This window comes from Streptomyces sp. CA-106110 (assembly GCF_050936285.1).
Classification (GTDB): Bacteria; Actinomycetota; Actinomycetes; order Streptomycetales; family Streptomycetaceae; genus Streptomyces.
In genome coordinates this window covers 5,596,317-5,623,126 of record NZ_JBNJNB010000001.1, presented here as the reverse complement: position 1 = coordinate 5,623,126, position 26,810 = coordinate 5,596,317, and the positions used below count along the sequence as shown (strand labels likewise).

General features: G+C 71.0%; 24 protein-coding genes. 11 read left to right on the top strand and 13 right to left on the bottom strand.

From position 1 onward, the window contains the following. Positions 1-38 precede the first annotated feature (38 nt). The 5 genes from ACQEXA_RS25830 to folE all read left to right on the top strand — a co-directional run bounded on the left by ACQEXA_RS25830 (position 39) and on the right by folE (position 6,159). Entirely contained in the window at positions 39-1,163 is a 1,125-nt protein-coding gene (locus ACQEXA_RS25830) for a zinc-dependent metalloprotease (RefSeq protein WP_432930916.1), read from the top strand. Between the two features lie 190 nt (positions 1,164-1,353). Beyond that, complete coding sequence (gene tilS / locus ACQEXA_RS25825) at positions 1,354-2,373, top strand: tRNA lysidine(34) synthetase TilS (protein ID WP_432930917.1); 1,020 nt, start codon at positions 1,354-1,356, stop codon at positions 2,371-2,373. Between the two features lie 233 nt (positions 2,374-2,606). Beyond that, positions 2,607-3,167, top strand: coding sequence for a hypoxanthine phosphoribosyltransferase (gene hpt, locus ACQEXA_RS25820; RefSeq protein ID WP_359394722.1), 561 nt, complete (start codon positions 2,607-2,609; stop codon positions 3,165-3,167). A 221-nt stretch (positions 3,168-3,388) separates the two neighbouring features. Then, positions 3,389-5,410, top strand: a complete 2,022-nt coding sequence (gene ftsH, locus ACQEXA_RS25815; protein ID WP_432930918.1) for an ATP-dependent zinc metalloprotease FtsH — start codon at positions 3,389-3,391, stop codon at positions 5,408-5,410. Positions 5,411-5,553: 143 nt separating this feature from the next. Further along, positions 5,554-6,159, top strand: a complete 606-nt coding sequence (folE, locus tag ACQEXA_RS25810) for a GTP cyclohydrolase I FolE (RefSeq protein WP_432930919.1) — start codon at positions 5,554-5,556, stop codon at positions 6,157-6,159. 21 nt (positions 6,160-6,180) lie between these two features. On the opposite strand, the gene ACQEXA_RS25805 is transcribed toward folE, so the two are convergent. The 6 genes from ACQEXA_RS25805 to ACQEXA_RS25780 form a co-directional block, all read right to left on the bottom strand. Then, positions 6,181-6,666: a DUF3180 domain-containing protein gene (locus ACQEXA_RS25805; protein ID WP_432930920.1), complete on the bottom strand. Its 486-nt coding sequence runs from the start codon at positions 6,664-6,666 to the stop codon at positions 6,181-6,183. Between the two features lie 80 nt (positions 6,667-6,746). Next, a complete protein-coding gene (folK, locus tag ACQEXA_RS25800) occupies positions 6,747-7,358 on the bottom strand; it encodes a 2-amino-4-hydroxy-6-hydroxymethyldihydropteridine diphosphokinase (protein WP_433131143.1) in 612 nt (203 codons plus the stop codon). After that, positions 7,355-7,714 carry a dihydroneopterin aldolase gene (gene folB / locus ACQEXA_RS25795; protein ID WP_432930922.1) on the bottom strand — a complete coding sequence of 120 codons (360 nt, stop codon included), beginning with the start codon at positions 7,712-7,714 and terminating at the stop codon, positions 7,355-7,357. Before folB ends, folK begins: the two co-directional genes overlap by 4 nt. A gap of 257 nt (positions 7,715-7,971) precedes the next feature. Next, positions 7,972-8,475: a nuclear transport factor 2 family protein gene (locus ACQEXA_RS25790; RefSeq protein WP_432930924.1), complete on the bottom strand. Its 504-nt coding sequence runs from the start codon at positions 8,473-8,475 to the stop codon at positions 7,972-7,974. Then, positions 8,472-9,332, bottom strand: coding sequence for a dihydropteroate synthase (gene folP / locus ACQEXA_RS25785; RefSeq protein ID WP_432930926.1), 861 nt, complete (start codon positions 9,330-9,332; stop codon positions 8,472-8,474). Before folP ends, ACQEXA_RS25790 begins: the two co-directional genes overlap by 4 nt. Before the next feature lie 737 nt (positions 9,333-10,069). Next, positions 10,070-11,908, bottom strand: coding sequence for a phosphatidylglycerol lysyltransferase domain-containing protein (locus tag ACQEXA_RS25780; RefSeq protein ID WP_432930928.1), 1,839 nt, complete (start codon positions 11,906-11,908; stop codon positions 10,070-10,072). Positions 11,909-12,113: 205 nt separating this feature from the next. On the opposite strand from ACQEXA_RS25780, the gene ACQEXA_RS25775 reads away from it, so the two are divergent. Both ACQEXA_RS25775 and ACQEXA_RS25770 read left to right on the top strand, forming a co-directional pair. Beyond that, positions 12,114-13,241, top strand: a complete 1,128-nt coding sequence (locus ACQEXA_RS25775; protein WP_433131141.1) for an alpha/beta hydrolase — start codon at positions 12,114-12,116, stop codon at positions 13,239-13,241. Between the two features lie 466 nt (positions 13,242-13,707). Continuing rightward, positions 13,708-15,144 (top strand): hypothetical protein, encoded by a 1,437-nt coding sequence (locus ACQEXA_RS25770; protein WP_432930932.1) that lies wholly within the window; start codon positions 13,708-13,710, stop codon positions 15,142-15,144. A gap of 70 nt (positions 15,145-15,214) precedes the next feature. On the opposite strand, the gene ACQEXA_RS25765 is transcribed toward ACQEXA_RS25770, so the two are convergent. After that, a complete protein-coding gene (locus tag ACQEXA_RS25765) occupies positions 15,215-16,546 on the bottom strand; it encodes a PH domain-containing protein (protein ID WP_432930933.1) in 1,332 nt (443 codons plus the stop codon). Then, positions 16,543-17,034, bottom strand: coding sequence for a PH domain-containing protein (locus ACQEXA_RS25760; RefSeq protein ID WP_432930935.1), 492 nt, complete (start codon positions 17,032-17,034; stop codon positions 16,543-16,545). The genes ACQEXA_RS25765 and ACQEXA_RS25760 overlap by 4 nt, the downstream gene beginning before the upstream one ends. A gap of 31 nt (positions 17,035-17,065) precedes the next feature. Between ACQEXA_RS25760 and ACQEXA_RS25755 the strand changes: the two genes are divergently transcribed. Next, positions 17,066-18,217: an NADH-quinone oxidoreductase subunit D gene (locus ACQEXA_RS25755; protein ID WP_359394746.1), complete on the top strand. Its 1,152-nt coding sequence runs from the start codon at positions 17,066-17,068 to the stop codon at positions 18,215-18,217. Here ACQEXA_RS25755 and ACQEXA_RS25750 read toward each other — a convergent pair. After that, on the bottom strand, positions 18,182-19,207 hold the full coding sequence (locus ACQEXA_RS25750) for an SAM-dependent methyltransferase (protein WP_432930938.1): 1,026 nt from the start codon (positions 19,205-19,207) through the stop codon (positions 18,182-18,184). The two genes, ACQEXA_RS25755 and ACQEXA_RS25750, sit on opposite strands and share 36 nt — an antisense overlap. A 257-nt stretch (positions 19,208-19,464) precedes the next feature. Between ACQEXA_RS25750 and ACQEXA_RS25745 the strand changes: the two genes are divergently transcribed. From ACQEXA_RS25745 to ACQEXA_RS25735, 3 genes are all read left to right on the top strand, one after another. Then, positions 19,465-20,670: a sensor histidine kinase gene (locus ACQEXA_RS25745; RefSeq protein WP_432930940.1), complete on the top strand. Its 1,206-nt coding sequence runs from the start codon at positions 19,465-19,467 to the stop codon at positions 20,668-20,670. A gap of 74 nt (positions 20,671-20,744) precedes the next feature. After that, complete coding sequence (locus ACQEXA_RS25740) at positions 20,745-21,416, top strand: response regulator transcription factor (RefSeq protein ID WP_359394753.1); 672 nt, start codon at positions 20,745-20,747, stop codon at positions 21,414-21,416. Positions 21,417-21,462: 46 nt separating this feature from the next. After that, positions 21,463-22,095: an AAA family ATPase gene (locus ACQEXA_RS25735; RefSeq protein WP_433131139.1), complete on the top strand. Its 633-nt coding sequence runs from the start codon at positions 21,463-21,465 to the stop codon at positions 22,093-22,095. A gap of 230 nt (positions 22,096-22,325) precedes the next feature. Here ACQEXA_RS25735 and ACQEXA_RS25730 read toward each other — a convergent pair whose 3' ends face one another. From ACQEXA_RS25730 to ACQEXA_RS25715, 4 genes are all read right to left on the bottom strand, one after another. After that, a complete protein-coding gene (locus ACQEXA_RS25730) occupies positions 22,326-23,432 on the bottom strand; it encodes a DUF5937 family protein (RefSeq protein WP_432930944.1) in 1,107 nt (368 codons plus the stop codon). Between the two features lie 182 nt (positions 23,433-23,614). Further along, on the bottom strand, positions 23,615-24,601 hold the full coding sequence (locus ACQEXA_RS25725; RefSeq protein WP_432930946.1) for an aldo/keto reductase: 987 nt from the start codon (positions 24,599-24,601) through the stop codon (positions 23,615-23,617). Positions 24,602-24,650: 49 nt separating this feature from the next. Further along, positions 24,651-25,427, bottom strand: coding sequence for a thioesterase II family protein (locus ACQEXA_RS25720; protein WP_433131137.1), 777 nt, complete (start codon positions 25,425-25,427; stop codon positions 24,651-24,653). 7 nt (positions 25,428-25,434) lie between these two features. Continuing rightward, the gene (locus ACQEXA_RS25715; protein ID WP_433131135.1) at positions 25,435-26,712 is read right to left on the bottom strand and encodes a cytochrome P450; all 1,278 of its coding nucleotides are present in this window, start codon (positions 26,710-26,712) and stop codon (positions 25,435-25,437) included. Between the last annotated feature and the right edge of the window lie 98 nt (positions 26,713-26,810).

Here is a 26,810-nt window from a genome sequence, read left to right as displayed (position 1 = left end):
CCTCACCGCACTCGCGCACGAGCACGTACCGTTGACGCATGACGAGCATCGGTGGTGCCGAGATGGTCGACTGGAATCTCGCGGTGGCGACCGCGACCCGGCTCGTGCGGCCGGGCCCCGAGGTGAGCCGTGACGAGGCCCGTGCCGTCGTCGCGGAGCTGCGCCGACATGCGAAGGCCTCGGAGGAACATGTCCGGGGCTTTACTCGTATGGGCGAGGAGGGCACGCACGACACTCCCGTCCTCGTCGTCGACCGCCCCGGGTGGGTCCGGGCGAACGTCGCCGGGTTCAGGGAGATCCTCAAACCCCTTCTGGACAAGATGCAGGAGCGCCGCGGCAACACCCCCGGTGGAGCCGTCCTGGGCGCCGTCGGAGGCAAGGTCACCGGCGTGGAGCTGGGCATGCTCCTGTCGTTCCTGTCCTCCCGTGTCCTCGGCCAGTACGAGACGTTCGCCCCCGACACCCGCGATCTGCCCGCGGGTGAGAACGGCGGCGGCCGCCTCCTGCTGGTCGCGCCGAACATCGTGCACGTGGAGCGCGAACTCGACGTGCACCCCCACGACTTCCGGCTCTGGGTCTGCCTGCACGAGGAGACGCACCGCACGCAGTTCACCGCGGTGCCCTGGCTGCGCGATCACCTCGAGGGTGAAATCCAGTCCTTCCTGGAGCAGACCGAGATCGACCCCATGACGGTCCTGGAGCGCATCAGGGAGGCCGCCCAGTCCCTCGCCGGGGGCCGCCCGGAGGGCGAGGAGGACGACGACGGGCATTCCTTCGTGGAGCTCGTGCAGACGCCCGCCCAGCGGGAGATCCTCGGCCGGCTGACCGCCGTCATGTCCCTCCTGGAGGGTCACGCCGACTTCGTGATGGACGGCGTCGGCCCGGACGTCGTCCCGTCCGTCGCCGAGATCCGCGAGAAGTTCCAGCAGCGCCGCGCCAAAGGCGCCTCCCGTCTCGACCTGGCCCTGCGCAAACTCCTGGGCCTCGACGCCAAGTTGAGGCAGTACCGCGACGGCGAGCGGTTCGTGCGGGCGGTCGTCGAGCAGGTCGGCATGGACGGGTTCAACCGTGTGTGGACCTCTCCGAACACGCTTCCGACCAAGGCGGAGATCTCCACACCGGCGGACTGGGTCGCGCGGGTGCACCGCAAGGCGGAGTCGTGAGGCCGACACGAGGGTAGTGAGACGAATCCGGCCTTCGGCAGGTGAACGCCTCGCCAATCACCCGTCCGAGGGACCGTGAGGCATGCGTAGGCGTGCAATGCTCGGGGAACCGCCCGTTTCTGTCACCATCGACACACTCTGAGTGACCGGCTCGGGCTCATCCCCCGAAAATTTCAGAAGGGAACCGGACATGGGTCCCCATCCTGCGGTCGCGGCGATACGCCTGGCGGTCCGCCGCGTCCTACACGACGTCCTCACCGAACTGAACAGCGGCGACCGGCCGCACCACGAGCGCCGTGCGCCGCTCGTGCTCGTCGCGTGCTCGGGCGGCGCCGACTCCATGGCGCTCGCCTCCGCCCTCGCCTTCGAGGCCCCCAAGCTCGGCGTCCGCGCCGGTGGCATCACCGTCGACCACGGTCTGCAGCCGGGCTCCGACCTACGCGCGGACGAGGTCGTCCTGCGCCTGCGTGAACTCGGTCTGGCCCCGGTCGAGTCCATCGCCGTCAGCGTCGGCCGCGAAGGCGGCCCCGAAGCGGCCGCCCGCGACGCCCGCTACGCCGCCCTGGACGCCGCCGCCGCGCGCCACCGCGCCGCCGCGATCCTCCTCGGACACACCCGCGACGACCAGGCCGAGACCGTGCTGCTCGGCCTCGCGCGGGGCTCCGGCATCCGTTCGCTGTCCGGAATGGCTGCGGTCTCGGGGGCCGGCGGCCGCTACCGCCGCCCCTTCCTGCACCTCGACCGGCAGACCGCCCGCAAGGCCTGCATGGCCCAGTCGCTGCCCGTGTGGGACGACCCGCACAACACCGACCCCGCGTACACGCGCTCCCGCCTCCGCCACGAAGGCCTGCCGGCTCTCGAGAAGGCGCTCGGCAAGGGTGTCGTCGAAGCTCTCGCCCGGACGGCTCAGCTCTCCCGCGACGACGCCGACGCCCTCGACGCCTGGGCCCGCCAGGTCGAGACCTCCGTGCGCGACGCCTCCGGCCTCCTGGAGTGCGCCAAGCTCTACGCGCTGCCCCCCGCCGTGCGCCGCCGGATCCTGCGCCGCGCCGCCATCGAGGCAGGCGCGCCGGCCGGCTCCCTCTTCGCCCGCCACATCGAGGAGGTCGACCGCCTGATCACCGGCTGGCGCGGCCAAGGGGCCATCAATCTCCCGGGCAAAGTGGTCGCTCAGCGGCAGGGTGGCAGACTGGTGATTCGGCAAGGCTGAGAACACGCCTCCTGCGGGAGGCGCCCGGTCGCCCCTTCGGGGCGGTTCCGGTCAGCCGCGCGAGCGAGCCGAAGGGGCGCGCCGCTGTCGAATGGGAGAGCTCGCCCAGACCGCGCGGGCCGCAGCCGACAGGCTGCTGCTGCGGCGCGGACGCCCGGATAACGGCCGGCCGCCGACGGCGGCAGCCGCACCCCGGAGGCGAGCGGGCGACAAGTGCGGGACGACCGAAAGTGATGCGGGTGGACGCGAAAGACATGGGTGCCGACCTCCAGCAGGTGCTCATCACCAAGGAAGAGATCGACGCGAAGCTGGCCGAGCTGGCCGCGAAGATCGACGCGGAGTACGCGGGCAAGGACCTGTTGATCGTCGGTGTCCTCAAGGGCGCGGTGATGGTCATGGCCGACCTCGCCCGGGCGCTGTCCACCCCCCTCACCATGGACTGGATGGCGGTGTCCTCCTACGGCGCGGGCACCCAGTCCTCCGGCGTCGTACGGATCCTCAAGGACCTCGACACCGACATCAAGGGCAGGCACGTCCTGATCGTCGAGGACATCATCGACTCCGGTCTGACCCTGTCCTGGCTGATCTCCAACCTCGGCTCGCGCGAGCCCGCCTCCCTCAAGGTGTGCACGCTGCTGCGCAAGCCGGATGCCGCCAAGGTCGCCATCGAAGTCGAGTGGGTCGGATTCGACATCCCGAACGAATTCGTCGTGGGATACGGACTCGACTACGCCGAGAAGTACCGCAATCTTCCATTCGTCGGTACGCTCGCGCCCCACGTATACGGCGGCTGAGCTTCCGGGGCCCGGCCTCCTCGCGGTGACCGCGACCCCCGGGTCGCGGTCGTTCGTGGACGTTCGGGAACCCCAGCGGCTCTCTCGCCGTTGGAGCATGCGTGGACGGTATGCCAGAGGTCCCCTGCGGCTTCGGGTGACAATCCTGGGGTACCGTCAGAAGAACTGTCTTTATCAAACTCACTATGGCAGGAGGGACGGGGCGGCACCGCTCCGTATGGATGGACGTGAAGCGATACTTCCGTGGGCCGGTCATGTGGATCGTGCTGGCCGTCCTTGCCGTGGTCGTGTTGATGCAGGTCGTCGGCTCCTCTGGCGGCTACAAGACGGTGGACACCGGCCAAGTTGTGGCGGCGATCAATCAGAACAAGGTCCAGTCGGCCAAGCTGACCACCGGCGACGAGCAGATCGTCAAGGTCTCGCTCAAGGACGGCGTGAAAGTCGATGGCAGCTCCAAGATCCAGTCGAGCTACATCGGCGACCAGGGCGTGAACCTGGCCAACTCCCTGCAGGACAAGTACGAGCACAAGCAGATCCCGGACGGCTACACGGTCGCTCCGTCCAAGCAGAACCCCTTCGTCGGGATCCTGCTCTCCCTGCTGCCCTTCGTCCTCATCGTGGTCGTCTTCCTGTTCCTGATGAACCAGATGCAGGGCGGCGGCTCCCGGGTCATGAACTTCGGGAAGTCCAAGGCGAAGCTCATCACCAAGGACACCCCGAAGACGACCTTCGCGGACGTCGCGGGCGCGGACGAGGCTGTCGAGGAGCTCCAGGAGATCAAGGAGTTCCTCCAGGAGCCGGCCAAGTTCCAGGCCGTCGGCGCCAAGATCCCCAAGGGTGTGCTCCTGTACGGGCCTCCCGGTACCGGTAAGACGCTGCTCGCACGTGCCGTGGCAGGCGAGGCGGGCGTCCCCTTCTACTCGATCTCGGGTTCCGACTTCGTCGAGATGTTCGTCGGTGTCGGTGCCTCCCGGGTCCGTGACCTGTTCGAGCAGGCCAAGGCGAACGCCCCGGCGATCGTCTTCGTCGACGAGATCGACGCGGTCGGCCGCCACCGCGGCGCCGGCCTCGGCGGCGGTCACGACGAGCGCGAGCAGACCCTGAACCAGCTGCTCGTCGAGATGGACGGCTTCGACGTGAAGGGCGGCGTGATCCTCATCGCCGCCACGAACCGCCCCGACATCCTCGACCCGGCGCTGCTGCGCCCTGGCCGCTTCGACCGGCAGATCGCCGTCGACCGCCCGGACATGCAGGGTCGGCTGGAGATCCTCAAGGTCCACCAGAAGGGCAAGCCGGTCGCTCCGGACGTCGACCTGTCGGCCGTCTCCCGCCGCACCCCGGGCTTCACCGGCGCGGACCTGTCGAACGTGCTGAACGAGGCGGCGCTGCTGACGGCCCGCAGCGACCGCAAGCTGATCGACAACCAGATGCTGGACGAGGCGATCGACCGCGTGGTCGCGGGCCCGCAGAAGCGGACCCGGATCATGTCGGACAAGGAGAAGAAGATCACCGCGTACCACGAGGGCGGCCACGCCCTGGTCGCGGCGGCCTCGCCGAACTCCGACCCGGTCCACAAGATCACGATCCTGTCCCGGGGCCGTGCGCTCGGCTACACGATGGTGCTCCCGGACGAGGACAAGTACTCCACGACCCGCAACGAGATGCTGGACCAGCTGGCCTACATGCTGGGCGGCCGCGCGGCCGAGGAACTCGTCTTCCACGACCCCACCACCGGTGCCGCGAACGACATCGAGAAGGCCACGTCCACGGCCCGCTCGATGGTCACGCAGTACGGCATGACCGAGCGTCTCGGCGCGATCAAGTTCGGTGGCGACAACACCGAGCCGTTCCTGGGACGTGAGATGGCTCACCAGCGCGACTACTCGGAAGAGGTCGCCGCGCTGGTGGACGAGGAAGTCAAGAAGCTCATCGAGAACGCGCACAACGAGGCCTGGGAGATCCTGGTCGAGAACCGCGACGTCCTCGACAACCTCGTCCTCGCCCTGCTGGAGAAGGAGACGCTGGGCAAGGAGGAGATCGCCGAGATCTTCGCCCCGATCGTCAAGCGCCCGCCGCGGCCTGCCTGGACGGGTTCCTCGCGCCGCACGCCGTCCACCCGCCCGCCGGTGCTCTCCCCGAGGGAGCTCGCACTGACGAACGGGGCCAACGGCGCCAGCCCGGCGATCACCGCGTCGGAGCCGCTCTCCACGGAGAAGGCCCCGGAAGACCGCCGAGAGAGCTGACTCACAGCCCTCCGACGGGCTCACAGGCCCGGAATTTCAGCCGCGCCCCCCAGGGTTCTAGCCTGGGGGGCGCGGCATTTCCCCAAGGTCGCACATGAGACGCGTGATCCGTGCGCGTCACAGTCGCAGGAACGAGGCACCACATGACCGACCCGGTGACGCTGGACGGCGAAGGCACGATCGGCGAGTTCGACGAGAAGCGCGCGGAGAACGCCGTCCGCGAATTGCTCATCGCGGTCGGGGAGGACCCGGACCGAGAGGGACTGCGGGAGACGCCGGGCAGGGTGGCCCGGGCGTACCGGGAGATATTCGCGGGACTGTGGCAGAAGCCCGAGGACGTCCTGACGACGACGTTCGACCTCGGTCACGACGAGATGGTGCTCGTGAAGGACATTGAGGTGTTCTCCACGTGTGAGCACCATCTCGTGCCGTTCAGGGGCGTCGCGCATGTCGGGTACATCCCGGCCACCAGCGGCAAGATCACGGGTCTGTCCAAGCTGGCCCGGCTCGTGGACGTGTTCGCGCGCCGGCCCCAGGTGCAGGAGCGGCTGACGACGCAGATCGCCGACTCCCTGATGGAGATACTCGAGCCGCGCGGTGTGATCGTCGTGGTCGAGTGCGAGCACATGTGCATGTCGATGCGCGGCATCCGCAAGCCCGGTGCGAAGACGATCACTTCGGCCGTACGCGGTCAGCTCCGCGATGCGGCGACCCGGAACGAGGCGATGAGCCTCATCATGGCGCGCTGACCGTCGCCGTCGCGCCGCGGCTCAGGTGACCGACGCCGTTCCTCCGTCGTGTTCGTCGTCCTCCGGGAGTTTGCAGACCCGTTCGAGGAAGAAGGCCGCCGCTATGACGGCGATTCCGGCCACGACCGAGAGGCCGGCGTAGATGGCCTGGTCGCGGCGGGTGGGGAGGTCGAGGGACTCCAGCAGGAAGACGCCCGTACCGCCGTACATGCCGGCGACCAGGGACGCCACGAGGGCGCTCGCCTGACCGAAGACGACGGCCCGGGCCGCCATCAGCGGCTCGACGCCCTTGGCTCCCGGGCGGCGTTCCCGCTGGGCCTTGAGGCGGCTGCGGAGCGAAAGCGCCGTGGCCAGCAGGACCACGGCGATCAGGGCGAGGACGATGGGCGCGGCCAGGGGGACCCGGGGCAGCGTTCCCACCGCGTTCCACAGGCGGGCGGCCGCCCAGGACAGCACTCCGGCCACCACGAACACCGCTGCCAGCGTCCTGATGCGCAGCTCTCTCACGATGTCCCTTCGTCAGCCCGGCACTCGGCCGTACTCGGTCGGGGCGCGGAGAGATATCCCCGCCCGGTAGACCTTAACGACTACTCGGGCAGCCGGAGTTCCAGGTCGGCGCGGGGGATGACGCTCTCGCGGGTGACGACGGCGAGCAGGTCGGCCACCGGGCCGCGGCCGGGCAGCTGCGCCCCGGGGTCGAGGTCGTGCCAGGGGGCGAGGACGAACGCCCGCTCGTGGGCGCGCGGGTGGGGGAGCGTCAGCACCGGGTTGTCGGAGACGTGCTCCGCGTACGCGATGATGTCCACGTCCAGGGTCCGTGCGCCCCAGCGCTCGTCGCGGACCCGGTGGAACGCCTCCTCCACGGCGTGTGCGCGCTCGAGGAGGGAGGAGGGCGGCAGGGTCGTCTTCACGACGACCACCGCGTTGAAGTACGCTGGCTGGCTGCCCGGCGCCACGCCCCACGGCTCCGTCTCGTACACCGGCGAGACCGCCTTGACGCGGACGCCCGGGGTGTCCTCGAAGGCGTCGATGGCGCCTTGGAGGGTCTCCAGGCGGTTGCCCAGGTTGGACCCCAGCGAGATCACGGCGCGCTTGGGGTTCTGCAGGGTGGTGTCGGCGGCGTCCACGCGCTGCACCACGGAGGCGGGTACCGGCTGGACTGTCGGGTCGCTCTGACCCCAGGTGATGAATGCGGTCATACTCGGCTCCTGGTGATGGTCACGGTCACGTCGTCGAAGGGGACCGCGATCGGTGCGTCCGGTTTGTGGACGCAGACCTCGACCTCCAGTACCGGGGCGTGCTTGAGGCAGGAGAAGGCGATGCGCTCGGCCAGCGTCTCGAGCAGGTCGACGGGCTCTCCCTCGACCAGGGCGACGACCTCTTCCGCCACGACACCGTAGTGCACGGTCTTGGTCAGGTCGTCGTCGGCCGCTGCCGGCCGGGTGTCCAGGCCGAGGATGAGGTCCACGATGAAGGTCTGGCCTTCCTCGCGTTCCTTGGGGAAGACGCCGTGGTGCCCGCGGGCCTTCAGGCCGCGCAGCGCGACACGATCCACGCGAATCACTCCTGCAATCGTCGGTAGCGGCAGGTGCTCACCGGGTGGGGTCGGAACACCGGCCTGGAAGGAATCTACCTGCGGACACGGTCAGCTCCGGCTCCCGGAGCGCGCGCCCCGGTGACTGGGAGGAGGGTTCATCCGGTGTTTCCCCTGGGGAACGCGGTGGCTTACGGGTTGGTAGCCACGAATACCCAGGAGTAGGTGATTCCCGCCACTATCTGCCGCCTACCCACTCCGGCGTGGCAGCCACCCCCTCAGGAAGGGGACTCGTCCTCTTCTTCCTCGGCGGATTCGGTCAGGACGGGCGAGGCGTGGTGCGACCAGAGTTTCCAGCCGTCGGGTGTGCGGTGGAACACATTGGTCGCGACGACCAGCTGGCCGACGAGCGGTCCGAGCTCGTCGCCGTCCTCCGGGGCCGGGCCTCCGCTGAGGATGTTCTCGGTGCAGGTCACCAGGGCGGTGTCGCCGGTGACGGAGACATGGACGTCCGTGAGGAAGAACTGGATGTAGTCGGTGTTCGCCATGATCAGCGCGTACGACCTCAGGACCTCGCCGCGACCGGTCAGAACCGGCCAGCCGGGGTGTACACAGGAGATCACTCCGGTGTCCGCCGGATCGTGGTACGCCTCGTCGACTCCCAGGTCGGAGGGCGAGAGCCAGAGCGAGGACACCTCTTCGAAGTCGCCTCGCTCCATCGCCTCGTAGAAGGCGGTGTTGGCCTGCTCGACCTGCTCGATATCCGTGTGGGCTGTGCTCACCGGGCTCCTTCGATGGCGCGTGCGACGCGCACGGCGTCCGCCGTCGCGCGCACCTCGTGCACGCGCACGGCCCATGCGCCGGCGTGTGCGGCGAGCGCGGAGACCGCGGCCGTGGCGGCGTCGCGCTCGCGCGCAGGTGGCGGGGCGCCCTCGGGGCCGGCCAGTACCCGGCCGAGGAAGCGCTTGCGGGACGCGGCCACCAGCAGGGGGTGGCCGAGGCCGTGCAGACGGTCCAGGTGGGCGATCAGGGTCAGGTCGTGCCCGGCGTCCTTGGAGAAGCCGAGGCCGGGGTCGACGACGATCCGGTCGGGGGCGATGCCGCCCTCCAGGACTGCCTCCACGCGCGCGTGCAGCTCGTCGACGACTTCGGCGACCACGTCCTCGTAGACGCCCTTGACGTTGCCGCCCTCCAGGAAGCCGCGCCAGTGCATGACCACGAAGGGGGCGCGGGCGGCGGCGACGACCTCGATCATGGCGGGGTCGGCGAGGCCGCCGCTGACGTCGTTGACGAGTGCGGCACCGGCGGCGAGGGCCTTTTCGGCGACCGAGGCACGCATGGTGTCGACGGAGACCGTGACGCCCTCGGAGGCGAGTCCGCGGACGACGGGGATGACGCGCCTGAGCTCCTCGGCCTCGTCGACGCGGGTGGCGCCCGGGCGGGTGGACTCGCCGCCTACGTCTATGAGGTCTGCCCCCTCGGTGACCAGGTCGAGGCCGCGCTTGACGGCGGCGGTGGTGTCGAACCAGCGTCCGCCGTCGGAGAAGGAGTCGGGGGTGACGTTGACGACCCCCATGACCGCGCAGCGGTCCCATGTCGGAAGGCCCGCCACGTGGCCCCGCCCGGTCTTCGTGCTCATACGTTCAGCGTAGGCCCCCGGGGCCTCCCGCTCGGCTCACCGACCGGTCACGGGCCCCGCGGACCGGCGGGGGAGCACGGGCGGGTCCGTCGGACGGAGGGCCTGGCGGGGCGGGCCGGGGTCGAGATGCCGCTGCCCGAGCGGGGGACTCCGGCCTGGGGGTTGAGGACTTGGCTCGAACTGGTCGGCCTTGGCGACCGGACGGGACGGACCGGGACGGGGGTCGCTCGGTGAGCGGGTTCCGTCAGGGGCGGCTTGCGGAGGCGACTCGGTGCGGTGGGGCCGGGCCTGCTTGTGGCGGTGTCTCTGCTCGGTTCGGCCGGGTGTTGCTCGCGGGGACGGTTCGGTCAAGTCCGGCTGCGGTGGCGGCTCCGCCTGGTTCGGTCAGGCGCGGGCAGCGGTGGCGGTTTCTGCCTGGTTCGGTCAGGTGCCGCTTGTGGCGGCCGGCTTTACCCGTCTCGGCTGGAGGCTTGAGCGAGATGGGGGCCGCCGCTCGTGGCCCGGTTGGGCCGGGTGTTGCTCGTGGCGCCGAATCGGCCCGCTTCGGCCAGGCGCGGCTCGCGGTGACGGCTTCTGCCTGGTTCGGTCGGGCGCCGCCTGCGGTGGCGGCTTGGCCAGTCCCGCTGGGAGGCCGGACCCGGACGGGGCCGGTCGGTGGGCAGGTTCCGTCAGGGCTGGCGACACCTCTGCCGGTTCGGGGCCGCCTCCGATTGCGGCGCCCGGTCGGTGCGGTTCCGTCAGGCGCGGCTTGCGGCGCCGACTCCGTGTTCGGCGACGTGGTGGTGGGCGCAGGGGCGCGGAGCCGGGGTCGTACGGCGCAGGAGGCGGGGCAGGGCCAGGTTCACGAAGCCCTCCGCCTGCATGGCCGCGAGGCCGATGCGCGGCAGGTCGCTGGAGGAGGCGTACACCACGAAACGCGGCTCCCAGCGGGGCTGGAACTTGGCGTTGAACTTGTACAGGGACTCGATCTGGAACCAGCGGGAGAGGAAGACCAGCAGCCCCCGCCACGCCCGCAGCACCGGACCCGCGCCGATCTTCTCGCCGCGGGCCAGTGCCGAGCGGAACATCGCGAAGTTGAGGGAGACACGGGCGATGCCCAGCTTGGGGGCGGCGTGGAGCGCGGCCACGATCAGCAGTTCGTTCATGCCCGGGTCCGCCGAGCGGTCGCGGCGCATCAGGTCCAGGGAGACCCCGTCCGTGCCCCACGGGACGAAGTGCAGGACGGCCTTCAGATCACCGTACGGGCCCGCCTCCGCGTCGGCCTTGTGGGCCGTGGCGATCAGGCAGTCGCCGTCGGACGGGTCGCCGATGCGGCCGAGTGCCATCGAGAAGCCGCGCTCGGTGTCCGTGCCGCGCCAGTCCTCGGCGGCCCGCCGTATGCGCTCCAGTTCGCCCTCGCCGAGGTCACGGATGCGCCGTACCCGGGTTTCGTAACCGGCGCGCTCGATGCGCTTCACCATCTGGCGCACGTTGCGCATCGCGCGGCCGGAGAGGGAGAAATCCGCGACGTCCACCACCGCCTCGTCACCCAGTTCGAGGGCGTCCAGGCCGGTCTCGCGGGTCCACACCTCGCCGCCTGTCTCCGAGCAGCCCATGACGGCCGGGGTCCAGGAGTGGGCCTTGGCCTCGTCCATGAAGCGCTCGATGGCTCCGGGCCATGCCTCCACGTCGCCGATCGGGTCGCCGCTGGCCAGCATCACGCCCGACACGACCCGGTAGGTCACCGCCGCCTTGCCGCTCGGCGAGAAGACGACCGCCTTGTCGCGGCGGAGCGCGAAGTGGCCGAGCGAGTCGCGTCCGCCGTGCTTCTCGAGCAGGGCGCGCAGCTGTACCTCGTCCTCCTCGGTGAGCCGGGCGGCCGGATGCTCGGGACGGAAGGCCAGGTAGATCGTGGTGACCGCGGTCAGCAGTCCCAGCGCGCCGAGCGAGAAGCCCACCGTCCAGGAGGTGTTGCCGGTGTAGTCGACCGGGCCCTCGAAGCCGAACATGCCGTACAGGACGTGCTCGATGCGGTCGGCCAGGCTGGGGTTGCCCACCATGCGGTGCGGGTGGGCGCTGACGATGATCAGGCCGAGGCTCAGGGAACCGGCGCCCATGAGGACGAAGTTGGCGAGCGCCCGCCAGCGGCTGCGCGGGTCGGGCAGCGCCGCGAACTCGTCCCGGTGGCGCACCAGCGGCAGCAACAGCAACAGCGAGATGACCACGCCGATGACCGAGTGGCGGTAGACGTACTCGGCCACGGCACCCGCCGGAAGGAGCCCCACGGCCGCACGCCAGGCGCGGCGTTTGCGGCGCCGCAGTCCGTGTGCGAGGAGCAGCAGGAGGACTCCGGCGCTCAGCGACAGGGCAGCGGCGAAGGGACCGAGCGAGCCCGGCAGGACCTCGGCCATGCGGTGCATGCGGCTGTGCCGGAAGCGCGGGAAGACGCCCGCGGCGACGTCCAGGACTCCCACGAGTGCGCAGGCCCTGGCGATCAGCGCGGGAACGGCTTCCGGGCGAGGGCCACGCACTATGCGCCGCACCAGGGACCGCTTCGGAACCTCACCCGACTTTTCCCCATCTATCCTGACAGACATCGCATCCCGTAGTTCTGCGAGAGACCTTGAGTCCGGTGCCGATCGGGGCATCCGGCGACATTGCGCCCTCTAGGACGGTGTCTTGGGGAGAGAGGTTCACTCCCCATCGCAAAGCCGGTTCAAAGCCGAAGGAAAGTCCCGGGCAAGCCCGCGCGAAGGCGTAGCGAAACCCGAGCGGACGGAAAGCGCGGGCAAGGAAAGGCTCATGGGTCTCACGAGCAACAAAGTGCTGGCACTGGCGGTCGTACTCGCCGTGCTGCTGTTCGCCGGCACGGTCTGGTACTGGCCGCGGCTGGCGCACCGGAACTGGCGGGCCGTCACCGGACGGGTCGGTCTGCTGTTCGCCACCCAGCTGATGGTCTTCGCGTCGGTCGGGCTGGGCGCCAATCAGGCCTTCGGGTTCTACGCGGGCTGGGCGGATCTGTTCGGGCAGGAGAACGAGCAGGGTGTGGTGGTCGACCACGGCGCGTCGGGGGCGAGCGGTGGTCCTCTCCGGGTGATCGACACACGGCAGGTGGCCGTGCCGGGCGGGGCGCGGACGCAGGACGGCGGTGAGGTCCAGCAGGTGGACATCGTGGGCCGTACGACCCATATCGCCTCGCCTGCCTTCGTGTACCTGCCGCCCGAGTACTTCCAGCCGCAGTACCGCACCCGGACCTTTCCCGCCGCGGTGGTGCTCACCGGTTACCCGGGTACGGCGGAGGCGCTCATCAAGGGGCTGCACTACCCGCAGACGGCGCACGAGCTGGCCAAGAACGGCAGGATGCAGCCGATGATCCTGGTGATGATGCGGCCGACGGTGGCGCCGCCCAGGGACACGGAGTGCGTGGACGTCCCGGGGGGACCGCAGACCGAGACCTTCTTCGCCAAGGACCTCCCCGACGCGGTCGCGGCCCACTACAGGGTGGGCAGGCGGCCCGGCAGTTGGGGCGTCATCGGCGACTCCACGGGCGGCTACTGCGCGCTGAAGCTCGCGATGCACCACCCGGACGCGTACGCCGCCGGGGCGGGGCTGTCGCCGTACTACAAGGCCCCGATCGACCCGACCACGGGCGACCTCTTCCACGGCAACGACGACCTGCGCAACCGCGCCGACCTGTTCTGGTGCCTCAAGCACCTGCCGGCCCCCGACACCTCACTGCTCGTCACCAGCAGCAAGGCCGGGGAGAAGGACTACAGGTCCACGGTCAGGTTCATACAGCAGGTGCAGGCCAGGAAGCTGACCCGGATCTCGTCGATCATCCTCGACAGCGGCGGCCACAACTTCAACACTTGGCGGCGGGAGATCCCGGCGGCGCTGCAGTGGCTGAGCGGGCGGCTCAGCGACCGGTAGCAGCTGAACGGCCCGGCCGCGCCGCCCGGATTTCGCGGCAATCCGAAGGGGACCGGTACCGCCGGGGAGCGGTGCCCTTCGATGTCGCCCAGGGCGGGCGCTTTTCCGGGCGGGGGCCGTCGAGTTCCTTTACCCGGCGGCGGAAGCCGGGACGGAGATCGTGATAAGCGTCCGGCAAGAAATGATCTTGCAAGGCCGCTTCCCCGTATCAGGGCCGCTTCCCCGTATTCGGAGGGCACGACCAGAGTGCCGAAGGGGGCCCGGCGGGCCTGGCAGGGCGGGCGGTGCCGGTCGCCGGCCGTCCCGTGCCCGGGCCCGAAGGGGATGCGCGGGATTGGCTTTCTGCCGGATTCGGCGGCCGCCGATGCCTTTCCGGAGGCCGTGGGACGGCGTGAAGAGTTCGCAGTGGCCGTGTTTTTACCACGCGGGCCACCATCATTCGCCTACGCGCGGTAAGTTTCTGGCCATGCCACGTGGACGTCACCGCCATTCTCCGCCCTTGCACAGGCTCCTGCCTCCTTCGGTGATCGCCGGTGTCTCGGTCGTCTGCGCCGTCGGGCCCTGGCTGTTCACGGAGCCGCTGGTGCTCCGTGGGCTGGCCGCGGGTGCCGCGGCGACGACGGCCGTGGGCTCGGTCGTCATGCGCCGCTGGGATCTGGCCGCGGGCAAACGCGTCGCCGACCTCACGCGCGCGCGGGCGAGCGACGAGTGGCGCCATGAGGAGCGGGTCGCCGAACTGGAGACCGACCTCGACGAATCGCGTGAGCTGCGCACCAAGCTGGAGCAGAAGCTGCGGGCCAAGCGCACGGAACTGGCCAATCTGCGCAACGAGCACGCCTCACTGCTGCGCCGGTACGCCACCGCGGAGACGGAGCGCGCCAGCGCCCTGGAGGGCCGCCGGCTGCTGGCCATCGAGACGACGAGCCCCGCGAAGGCGCTGCCCGCGGCGGAGCCGAAGCCCCCTGCCGAGCAGGAGACGCCCGACGAAGCCGAGGACCTGGTCGCCGCGGGTGCCGGGGACGCCGCCGCGGTGGACGCCGAACCGTCGGCCGCGGTGGCCGAGGACGCCGAGCCGTCGGCCGCCCGGGTGTTCTCGCCGGAGGGCTCCTCGCTCTTCATGCGGGCCGACTCGGCGCTGGTGCGTCTGATCAAGGGCAAGGCCGAGGCGCAGGAGGAGTCCGGCGCTTCCGAGCCCGACGCCTCCGGGTCCGACGCCGAAGAGGACGAGACGCAGGCTGCCGGCACCGATCCGGCGGGCGACGACGAGGCACAGGCGGACGGCGCCGCGCAGGACGGCGAAGCAGCCGAGCCGGCCGTCGTCACCGGCGACGCCCAGCCCGGCCGGACGCCGGAGTCCGCCCCGCGCAGTGCCGGCCGCAAGGCGACCGCCAAGGCATCTCCCCCGGAGGACGGGCCCGGCAACGGAGGCGGCAGGAAGCCGAACGCCGCGCCCGAGGCCCCCGCGTCCGCCGCCAAGGAGGGCGGTTCCGCGGAGGCGGTCGAGGCCGAGGGGAAGCCCGCGGCCGTCGCCGGCCCGGAGCACGCCGCCGCCCCGACCGCGCAGCAGCCCCAGCCTGCCAGGCCCCCGCACGCCTCCGGCCACTTCACGGTGCCGACCGCCGTGGCCGTCGTACCGGCAGCCCCGCGGCGGCGCCCGGCCGTCGAGGGCGGATTCGACTTCTTCGGCACGCAGAAGTCGCGGGAGTCGCTGGAGTCCGTGCAGAACGAGGACCTGGCGGACGTGGTCGGCCAGGAGGCGCTCGCGATGCACAAGGCGGAGTCCGAGTCCGGCTTCAAGGCCATGGACCCGCAGGCCCGCGGCATCGGCCAGGTCATCGATCTGACGGCGCACGACGAGACGGAGCAGATCGACGTCCAGGGGCTGCGCACCGCGGCTTCCTGACACCGGTCTCACACACGCCAGGGGCGGTGGCACACCATGTGCCGCCGCCCCTCGTCGTGCGAGCCCTCGCCTACGAGGCCATCCACCGGTCCGGCCGGGCGTCACGGCGCCCCGTGCGCGACCGGTCGGCCTGCGCGGACAGCAGCGCCGCGGCCTCCCCGGCGTCCCGCAGACGGGCCGTGACCGTCTGGCCGGCGCCGGTGTCCACATGGATGTCGGCGACCCTCCTGAGCCGTTCCCACGGCCCCTGGGTGAGCCGCACGCTCTGCACCTTGGCATGCGGTACGAGGGCAAGATGCCGGCGCAGTAGTCCGTGCCGGGCGGCGAAGACCGTGTCGGTGACGGCGAGCCCGTGGCCCCGCCACCACAGCGGAACGCACCAGCGCGCCCGGCGCGGCGGCCGGGACAGCGACGCGGGCACGGTCACCCCGGGCAGCACCTGGGCGATCACCGCCTCCGCGATCGGGCGCGGGGCCACCGGCACGAGAACCGAGTTGGAGGAGCCCGCCACGTCCAGCCTGACCTCGACCCAGCCGCGCCGCCGCCACAGCAGCGGCTCCACGATGCGTACGGTCTGCACCCGTCCCGGTGGCACGGTCTCATGGGCGCGGTCGAGCAGACCGTGGTCGATACGGAGCCCGTCCGGCGATTCGCTCACCGTCCAGTCGTAGGCCTGGGCGAACCGTCCCGCGCTTCGGGTGGCCGCCGTGCCGAGCAGCGGCAGCCCGACGGCGAACACCGTCCACAGGCTGTGGGTGACGAACCACAGCACCGGAGGCACGACGAGCGCGGCGAACAGCGATACCCAGGTCGCACCGGAGAGCACCAGGGAGACGGCCAGCACGCGCGGTGGTACGTGCACCAGCACCCGGGACGGCGCCTCGCCGACCTCGTGTGCCGTCTCGGGTGCGAAACCGGCAGCGCGGGCGAGGAGTTCGGCCCGCAGTGCACGCGCCTCGCCCTGACTGAGATATGCCAGTTCGTCCTTCTTGTCCGTGCCGATGACGTCGAGCTTGAGCTTGGCGACGCCCGCGATGCGGGCCAGCAGCGGCTGTGTGACGTCGATGGCCTGCAGCCGCTCCAGCCGGATATGGGCCGTGCGGCGGAACAACAGGCCCGTGCGGATGCGCAGTTCGGTCTCGGTCACCGCGAAGTGGGTGAACCACCAGCTCAGGAAGCCGTAAAGGGCGGCGGCCAGGACGAGTGTCGCGAGGCCTATGAGGACGGTGGTCCCGGTCAGCCTCGTCAGCTGCTGCCGGGTCTGGCCGGGATCGTGCGCGGCCCAGCCGGCGACCACGGTGACCGGCGCCCAGGCGCGCCGCAGCGGGGTCACCGGGTGCAGCCGCCGCTCCGCGACTTCCCGGCCGCCGGGTATGGCGGGGCCGGCCGCGGTCCCGCTCACAGCCCGGCCGATCGGGCCTCGCCCAGCTCGGTCAGCCGGTCCCGCAGCCGTTCCGCCTCCGCCGGGTCGAGACCCGGGATGCTGGCGTCCGTCGCGGCGGCGGCCGTGTGCAGCTGCACGCTCGCCAGCCCGAAGTGGCGCTCCACCGGCCCGGAGGTGACCTCGACCAGCTGCATGCGGCCGTACGGCACCACGGTCTGCTCGCGCCACAGCACGCCCCGGCTGATCAGCAGGTCGTCGGCCCGCTCGGCGTAGCGCCAGGAGCGCCAGTTGCGGCCCAGCAGCACCCAGCCCCAGCACAGCGCGGCGAGCGGCACGAGCGCGAACAGCGCCCAGAGGGGCCCGGCGAGCAGACCGAGGAGCAGCCCCACGGCCGGCGTCAGCAGTCCCAGCCACACCACCAGCAGCAGTCGCCGCATCCGCAGCAGTCCCGGCGGCAGCCCCGTCCAGACGGGCTCGCCGCCCCTCCCCGCAGTCCCCGTTTCCATGCCGCAAGCGTACGTACGAGAGACTGTGTCCATGACTCCTACGACGGAGACCATGGTCGGGATCGGCGGTGCCGCGGAGAGCACCGACATGGTGCTCAACATCGGGCCCCAGCATCCGTCCACACACGGGGTGCTGCGGCTGAAGCTCGTGCTGGACGGTGAGCGCATCCTGCGCGCGGAGCCGGTCGTCGGCTATATGCACCGCGGTGCGGAGAAGCTGTTCGAGGCGCGTGACTACCGCCAGATCATCGTCCTCGCCAACCGCCACGACTGGCTCTCCGCCTTCTCGAACGAGCTGGGCGTGGTCCTCGCCGTCGAGCGGATGCTCGGGATGGAGGTCCCCGAGCGCGCGGTGTGGATGCGCACGCTCCTCGCGGAGCTGAACCGGGTCCTGAACCATCTGATGTTCCTCGGCTCGTACCCGCTGGAGCTGGGCGGCATCACACCGGTGTTCTACGCCTTCCAGGAGCGCGAGGAACTCCAGGGCGTCATGGAGGAGATCTCCGGCGGGCGCATGCACTACATGTTCAACCGCGTGGGCGGCCTCAAGGAGGACCTGCCCGCGGGCTGGACGGCACGCGCGCGTGCCGCCGTCTCGGCGGTGCGCTCGCGCATGGACCGGTTCGACGACCTGGTGCTCGGCAACGAGATCTTCCGGGGGCGCACCCGGGGCGTGGGTGTCCTGTCGCCTCGGGCCGTGCACGCGTACGGCGTGAGCGGTCCGATCGCACGAGCCTCCGGTGTGGACTTCGACCTGCGCCGCGACGAGCCGTACCTGGCCTATCCGGAGCTCCAGGACACGCTGAAGGTCGTCACCCGCCAGGAGGGGGACTGCCTGGCCCGCTTCGAGTGCCTCCTGGAGCAGACGCACAACGCGCTCGACCTGGCCGACGCCTGCCTGGACCGGCTGGCGGACCTGCCGCCCGGGCCGGTCAACCAGCGTCTGCCGAAGGTGCTCAAGGCGCCCGAGGGCCACACCTACGCCTGGACCGAGAACCCGCTCGGCATCAACGGCTACTACCTGGTCAGCAAGGGCGACAAGACCCCGTACCGGCTCAAGCTGCGCTCCGCCTCGTACAACAACATCCAGGTGCTGACCGAGCTGCTGCCGGGGACGCTGGTGGCCGACATGGTGGCCATCCTCGGCTCAATGTTCTTCGTGGTCGGGGACATCGACAAATAGCTCCCCGAGACGGGCGGCCGGGACGCCGGCCGGCTGGAGCAGCCAGCCGAAGTCGCCGAGGCCTCCGGGCGCGATCAGTTCCGCGGCGGTTCCGGCCTGTGCGAGGGCGTGCACATAGGCCGTCGGGTGGGTGGACGCGAGGGCCAGCGGGGGACGTGCGCCACTGACACCGAGAGCGCGCAGGGCGGCGCGCTGGGTCATGAGGCGTGCGCCCGGCAGGGCGCACGCGTCCAGTGCCACATGCGCGGTGATGTCGCAGGATCCATCGGGTACGGGCGCGCACGCCCGGCCGGCGCGGAATCCGGTGAGCGTCCCGAAGGGCGGCCGGGCGTCCGTGCGGTGCGCGTAGTCGACGGCGACGGCGAGCCCTCGGTTCAGGGTGGCGACGGCCTCGGCCCAGACGGTGTCCCTGGGGAGGCCGATCTCGGCGCGGCACCCCTCGGCGGACAGCGGCCACCAGCGCTCCAGCCACTGCGCCTCCGCGCCCGCGACCGGCTCCCCGAGGCGCTCGCTACCGTCCTGGCGTACCAGGACCAGCCGGGGCACGCCGTCGGCGCCGGCCTCCGCGACCTCGACCGGCACGTTGTCCAGCCACTCGTTCGCGAACAGCAGCCCCTCGATCCGCGCCGGGGGCTCGCCGAGCCATTCGATGCGGGAATCGAGGCCCTCGGGGCGCTCGGCGATCTCGACGGCACACGCGCGAGTGCGGTCCGCGACCTCGCGGGGCAGCGCGTCGAGGACGCCGGTGACCAGCTCGCCCCGGCCGGCCGCCATGTCCACGAAGGCGAGCTCCTCGGGCCGTCCCAGCGCCTCGTCGACCCGGCACAGCAGCCGGGCCACGGCGGCGGCGAAGAGCGGTGAGGCGTGCACGGAGGTACGGAAGTGCCCCGCGGGTCCCTCGGGCCGCCGGTAGAACCCGTCCGCCCCGTACAGCGCCTCCTCGGCCGCCGCCCGCCATCCGCGCCACTCGCCGTCGCCTCTGTCTGCCACGCGTTCAGGCTAGGCGGGGTGCGGACGGGCCATGCGCGGGGAGCGTGCGGTCCGGGCACGCGCCGGGAGCCCGGGAGGCATGCCGCGCGCCCGGAGCGTGCGGCACGCGTCCCGAGCGCACCCCGCGCGCCCGGCGCCCAAAGCCGTTCCTAAGCGACCGGAATCACAAGACATCCACCTTGCGGAGTACGCGTGTCCGCCCCGGATCGGCCCTCCGGTTGACCCCGCACACGCTGGGCTTCCCTACGCTGGGTTACGTGCAGGGCCTCTATGACTTCCTCCGCAGACACCCCACGTGGGTCGACGGCTTCTGGGCCGTGGTCCTGTTCGGGCTTTCCTGCGTGAGCCTGACGAACCTCGACGGGGCGCGGAACCACCACGGGTCGCTCCCGGTGGGGCTCGCGATCTCGGCCGTCCTGTGCGTGGTCGTCGCGCTCCGCCGCCGGATGCCCGAGAAGATGCTCATCGTGGCGGCGGCCATGGGGGTGGCCCAGCTGGCCCTGGACCAGGAGTCGATGGTCGCCGACTTCGCCATGCTCGTGATCATCTACACGGTCGCCGCGGACGGCGCCGGCTGGGCCTCGCGCGTCGGACTGATCGGCGGTCTGCTCGCCGGGCCCCTGGCACAGGCACGCTGGGCGCAGCACCACTCCAGTCCCCTGAGCAATGTGGCGATCGCCGTCTTCCAGAGCGTGCCGTTCGCGCTCGCCTGGGTCCTCGGCGACTCCGTGCGCACCCGCCGTGCCTATCTCGCCCAGCTGGAGGAGCGCGCCGCCCGGCTGGAGAAGGAGCGCGAGGCGCAGGCCAAGGTGGCCGTCGCCGCCGAGCGCGCGCGGATCGCCCGCGAGCTGCACGACGTGGTCGCCCACAACGTCTCGGTGATGGTGGTCCAGGCGGACGGCGCCGCCTACGTGCTCGACACCGCCCCCGAGCAGGCGAAGAAGGCCCTGGAGACGATCTCGGGAACGGGCCGCCAGGCTCTCGCGGAGATGCGCCGCCTGCTCGGCGTGCTGCGCACCGGCGAGCACAAGGAAGCCGGCGAGTACGTTCCCCAGCCCGACGTCGGGCAGATCGACGAGCTCGTCGAGCAGTGCCGCAGCGCGGGGCTGCCCGTCGACTTCAAGGTGGAGGGGACCCCGCGCCCGCTGCCCAGCGGCGTGGAGCTCACGGCGTACCGCATCGTCCAGGAGGCGCTCACCAACACGCGCAAGCACGGGGGCCCCAACACGGGTGCGAGCGTGCGCCTGGTGTACTTCGACGACGGCCTCGGCCTGCTCGTCGAGGACGACGGCAAGGGCGCCCCGCACGAGCTGTACGAGGAGGGCGGCATCGACGGCCAGGGCCATGGACTGATCGGCATGCGCGAGCGTGTGGGCATGGTCGGCGGCACCCTGGACGCGGGCCCCCGCCCCGGAGGAGGCTTCCGCATCAGCGCCCTGCTGCCGCTGAAACCGGCTCACTGACACGTGCGCGCCAGACCGCCAGCCGCCCGCCACACGATCCAGCCCATCGACCGAAGGCCGACCGGAGGACCCCCATGCCGATCCGAGTGATGCTCGTCGACGACCAGGTGCTGCTGCGCACCGGGTTCCGGATGGTGCTCGCCGCCCAGCCGGACATGGAGGTCGTCGCGGAGGCGGGCGACGGCGTCGAGGCCCTTCAGGTGCTGCGCTCCACCGAGGTGGACGTGGTCCTCATGGACGTCCGTATGCCGAAGCTGGACGGGGTGGAGACCACCCGCCGCATCTGCTCCGAGCCCAACCCGCCGAAGGTGCTGATCCTGACCACCTTTGACCTCGACGAGTACGCGTTCTCCGGGCTGAAGGCGGGCGCCTCCGGCTTCATGCTCAAGGACGTACCGCCCGGTGAACTGCTCGCCGCCATCCGCTCCGTGCACAGCGGCGACGCCGTGGTCGCGCCGTCCACCACCCGCCGGCTCCTGGACCGGTTCGCGCCGATGCTGCCGGGCGCCACGACGGAACCACGGCACAAGGAGCTCGAACGGCTCACCGACCGCGAGCGCGAGGTCATGGTGCTGGTCGCCCAGGGGCTCTCGAACGGCGAGATCGCGGCGCGACTGGTGCTCTCCGAGGCGACCGTGAAGACCCACGTCGGCCGCATCCTGACGAAACTGGGCCTCCGGGACCGCGTACAGGTGGTCGTCCTCGCCTACGAGACCGGTCTCGTACGGGCGGGCGGACACGGTTGAGCCACCGCGTTCCCCGGAGGTGAAGGTCACCCACTAGGGTCGGCGCATGCTCCTGTGGATCAACGGCCCCTTCGGGGGCGGCAAGACACAGACCGCACACGAGATACAGCGTCGCCTGCCCGGCAGCGTCATCTGCGATCCGGAACACGCCGGCTTCGGGCTGCGCCGTATGCTGCCGCCCGATCTGCGTGGGGACTTCCAGGATTTGGCGTCCTGGCGGCAGGGCGTGGTGGAGGTCCTCGACCTGACGCTGAGCAAGCACGACGGCGATGTCATCGTCCCCATGACCGTCACGGATCCCGACTACTTCGCGCAGATGATCGGCCGACTGCGCGAACTGGGCCATGACGTACGGCACTTCGCGCTGCTCGCCGACCGCGAGACCGTACTGCGCAGGCTGCGGGAGCGCGGTCTCGGCCACCTCATGCAGTACGTCGGCGGCAAGGACGCCCCGCTGCGCAGTGAGAGCTGGGCCGTCCAGCAGCTCGACCACTGTCTGGAGCGGCTGCGCGAGCCCGAGTTCGCCGAACACCTGTGGACGGACCACTCCACGGTGCCCAAGACGGCGGACCGGATCGCGGTGCTCGTCGGACTGACCCTCACACCCAACACGGGCGGCGCCCTACGGACCCGGCTGCGGCAGGCGAAGGTGGGGCTGAAGCACATCCGGTTCGACTGACAGGGGCCGACTACCAGGGCCGGTGCACCGAGGGACGGGAGGCCGTTGCGGCCAGGAGCCGGGTGCCGGCGAGGTCCGGTCGCGGACGGGAGCCCGTCGCGGACGAGGGGCCGATCGGAGCCGGGAGCCGGGAGCCGCGAGGGCCCATCGCCCACGGGAGTCCGATCGGCCGGTGGCCGTCCACGGATCCGTGACCGCCCAGGGACCGGTGGGTCCCACTGGTGCCACGTCTACCGGAGGATGCCCTCCAGGAAGTCGCTGCCCAGCCGGGCCACCGCCGTCACGTCCAGCTGGTGCAGGACGTACCGGCCGCGGCGCCGGGTGGCGAGCAGGCCCGCCTTCTTCAGGACGCTCAGATGCCGGGATATCTCCGGTGCCGTCATCCCGTGGACCTGGGCCAGCTCCCCGGTGGTGAAGGCGCTGCGGGCCAGGCTGCGGCACATGCGCATCCGCACCGGGTGGGACAGGGCCGCCATCCGCAGCGTCAGCTGCTCCAGCGAAGGCGGAGCCGCCGGTTCCGGAGAGCTCACCGGATAGTGCAGCACCGGCTGCCAGCCGTACCGGTGCAGCACCATCAGATGCGGCCGGCCCAGGCTGGTCGGGACGAGCAGCAGTCCTCCGCCCACCGTGGCGGTGCGGCCGTCACCGAGTTTGTCGACGGTGATCCGGGCCGCCTCCTCGTCGAGCGTCACCACGGGCGACACCGATGCGAGGGCCTCGGCAAGACCCTTGCGCCGCAGGAGGTCCGTCTTGTGGCGGGCGTCCGCCGCGAGCTGGTGGCGCAGCCGGGACCAGGTGTCCGCGAAGAACGCGGCGTCGCAGTCCTCCAGGAACTGCCGCAGCCAGGCCCGGATCCGCGGCGGGTCGGCCAGCAGCCGCTCGCTGAACCGCAGCTGCCGGGGCCCGCGCGCGGCGGCCAGCTCCAGGGCGCGCCGGCGCACCTCGGTGTCCGAGAGCACGCTCGGCCCGCGCGTGCTGTAGCAGACGGCGCAGGTGAACTCCAGGGCCGCGTCCACGAACTGCTCGTCGCTGAGCTTGTCCAGAATGTCGAGGTCCTCGGCGAGCGTCGCGCCGGGCAGCGTCGCGCCGCCAGGGACGCCCGCGTAGGGGAGGAAGAGGTCCGAGAACGTCGACCGCCACAGGAAGTCGGCGTCGCACATCCGGTCCGCCAGATGGGGGTCGAGTCCGGCGGTGATGCTCGTCACCCAGCCCTGCAGGCCCGGGTGGTGTCCCGGCTCGGACAGCGCGTGCAGCGCCATGCTGAGCTCGGCCAGAGGCGAGGGCACGACGGAGACCCTCTCCGGCCGCAGCCCGGTGATGTCGATGTCCACGCTCATGACCACATGGTGCACCGGACCACCGGCAACGCGGGCATCGGTTGACGGCGGCCGTCAATCGGGGCGGAACGTGCCCTGAGCGGCGGCCCTCCCCGCCCGTGCCCGGAGCCGGGGCTTCCCGGCACGCAGAACGCGACGCCGGCGGCCACCTCCGCGTCCGGGGTGCCCGCCGGCGGACGGGCTCAGTTCACGCCGTCGAGCTTGGCGCGCTGCTCGGAGGTCAGCGTGAGGTCGACGGCGGCCAGGCTGTCGTCGAGCTGCTCGACCGAGGACGCACCGACCAGCGGCAGGATCGGGATGTCGCCGCCCATCAGCCAGGACAGGACGACCTGGTTCACGCTCGCACCGGTCTCGTCGGCCACCTCGCGTACGACCTGGAGGCGGGCGGGTGTGGCCGCGTGCTCGAAGCCCGGGCCCAGCGGCTTGTCGTCGCGCACATACGCCCCGGACAGCAGCGGGGAGTAGGCGACCTGGGTGAGGGACGGGTTGGCCCGTACGTAGCTGAGCAGGTCCGCGCTGACCAGGCCCTGGTTGCCGTCGGGCGAGCGCAGGCTCGGGATGTCGGTGCGCTGGCGCAGGTAGCTGTGGTGATGCTGGAGGACCTCGTAGCCGGGCAGCCCGGCGGCCTTGGCGATGCCGCGGGCGGCCTCCACCCGCCAGGCCCAGTGGTTGCTCGCGCCGAGCAGGCCCGCGACGCCGTCGGCCACGACCTCGGCGAAGCCGGTGACGGTCTCCTCGAGGGGGGTCTTCTCGTCCATGATGTGCGCGTACAGGAGGTGGATGCGCTCGACACCGAGGCGCTCCCTGCTGCGCTCGGCGGATTCCCGAATGGTTTTGGCCGAAAGTCCCTCGACGTCGAGGCTGAAACCGGTCGCCGGTGCGTTCGGGCGGGCGCCGAGTTTGGTGGCGATGGTGATCTCGTCGCCGATGCCCCGGCTGCGGATCCAGCGGCCGAGCAGTTCCTCGCTTTCCCCGCCCTGCGTTCCGTTGACCCAGAACGCATAGTTGTTTGACGTGTCGATGAAGGTTCCGCCCGCCTCGACGAAACGATCGAGAATGGCCAAAGACGTCGCTTCGTCGGTCACCGTCCCGAAGAGCATCGAGCCGAGGCTCAGGACGCTCACCTCGCGGCGGGTTGCCGGGTCGCTACCGATGACGCGGTATTTCATGGAGAATCCTCTTCAGGGCTTCGGACGTTCATGGCGGAGGCCGGAATCATTAACTCCGGGTGAATGCTTGAGGGTCGCCTGTCGTGTCGAGAACCGTTGCGACACTCTCCACGACGGAAGCGAGATGCGGTACGAGAAAGAAGTGACCCCCGCCGAATACACGCAGCTGGAACTCTTCCGTCGTGTGGGTGGCCCAGGCCCGGGCCATGGGGGCGTCCACGCGGGGATCGGCATCCCCGATGAACGCGGTGACGGGGCAGTCGAGCCGGGGTGCCCCCCGGTAGCGGTACGTCTCCGTGGCGACGTAGTCGCTGCGTATCGCGGGCAGGATCGCCGCGAGCAGCTCGGGGTTGTCCAGCATCCGCGTGTCCGTGCCGCCCAGGAGCTTCATGTCGGCGATCAGCTCGTCGTCGCTCGCCCGGTGCACCGAGCCGGGCGCGGGCACCGAGGGGGCGCGCCGCCCGGACACGAACAGGGTGCTCGGACGGGCCCCGGCGGCGTGCAGCCGGCTGCCCACCTCGAACGCCAGCGTGGCTCCCATGCTGTGTCCGAACAGGGCGAACGGCTCGCCGGCCCACGTGGTGAGCTCCGCGGCCACGGTGTCGGCCAGGACGTGCAGGTCCTCGATGCAGGGCTCGTCGAACCGCTCCTGACGTCCCGGATACTGCACGACCAGCACCTCGGCCCGCGGTGCGAGCCGCGCCGAGAACGGGTGGAAGAACGAGGCGTTGCCACCGGCGTGCGGGAAGCAGAACAACCGCATCGCGCCGGGTTCGGAGGTGTGGAAGCGGCGCAGCCACGGGGTGGACGGCGCGGTCACGGCCATCGTCGCGTCACCCGGCCTTGCCGGCGCCGCGGCGCGGCCGGGCGGTGATGGGCACGTGCTTCCAGCCGGAGACGAAGTTCGAGGCGAGGCGTTCCGGCTTGCCAGCCGGCTGGAAGTCCTCGAAGCGGGTGAGCAGTTCCTCGAAGAGGATGCGTAAGGTGACACGGGCCACACTGTGCCCGATGCAGTAGTGCGGGCCGATGCCGAAGGCCACGTGCTTGTTGGGCTTGCGGCGGATGTCGAAGGTCTGCGCGTCGGGGAACACGGCCTCGTCGCGGTTGGCCGAACCGAGCCAGACGACCACCGCGTCGCCCGCGCCGACCTTGGTGTTCCTGACCTCCACGTCGCGGGTGGCGTAGCGCAGGAAGTGGTTGACGGGCGAGGCCCAGCGCAGCGCCTCCTCGGTGGCCGAGGTGGTGACGTCCGGGTGCGCGGCCCAGTCCTGGAGCACGCCCTTGTCGATGAACTCCGCCATCACGTAGTTGGGGGAGTGCGGGGTGGTGACGTTCGCGCCGAGCAGCAGGCTGTAGCAGTTGGCCACGATCTCACCGGGGTCCATGTGGCGGCCCTCGAACTCGGTGGAGATCAGCACGCTCAGCAGGTCGTCGCCGAGGTTGTGGCGGCGGAAGCGCATCAGGTCCTGGAAGTACGCGAACAGGTCCCGGTGGGCCCGCGCCAGGGTGGCCGCCTTGCCGCCGGGGTCCTGGTACTCCGGGTCGTCCGCGGCGATGCAGATGGTCGTCAGAAGGCTCAGCCAGGGCCAGTCCGCCTTGGGCAGCCCCATCATGGTGCCGGTCACGGACATCGGCATCGCCAGCATCGCCTCGGCGAAGTCGAAGGTGCCGCCGTCGCCGAGCGGTGCGATCAGGTCGACGACCAGCGGTCTGATCATGTCCTTCTGGCGCTCGACGGCCTTGACCGCAAGTGCTTTCTTCAGGCGCGTCTGCATCTCGGTGTGGCGCGGCGGGTCGGTGACGGCGAGCTGCTTGCCGCCGGCCGGGTCGTCCGTGCCGAGGAGGTCGAGCATGGTGCCGCGCTCCGAGGTGAAGGTCTCGGTGTCGCGCAGGACGCGTTCGGCGTCGTCGAACCCCACGATGTTCCAGAAGCCGCGCTCCGCGTCCACCTCCTGGCGCGTGAGGGTCTCCTGTGCGCGCATCCAGCGCCATACGGCGTGTGCGTCGCCGCCGCTGTACAGCCAGGGGACGACGAGATCGGCCGTCGCACCAGGGTGCACGGGGCATCCGGAAATCGCGGCGTTGGATATGGCGGCGTCATGGACTTTCAAGGCGGTTGTCCTTTCGTCCGGGCGCGGAGCCCCTCCTCCTGGTGCGGTGGAAGCCAGCGGGGGCGGGGACGCCGCGAGACAACGTACACGATCGGTGT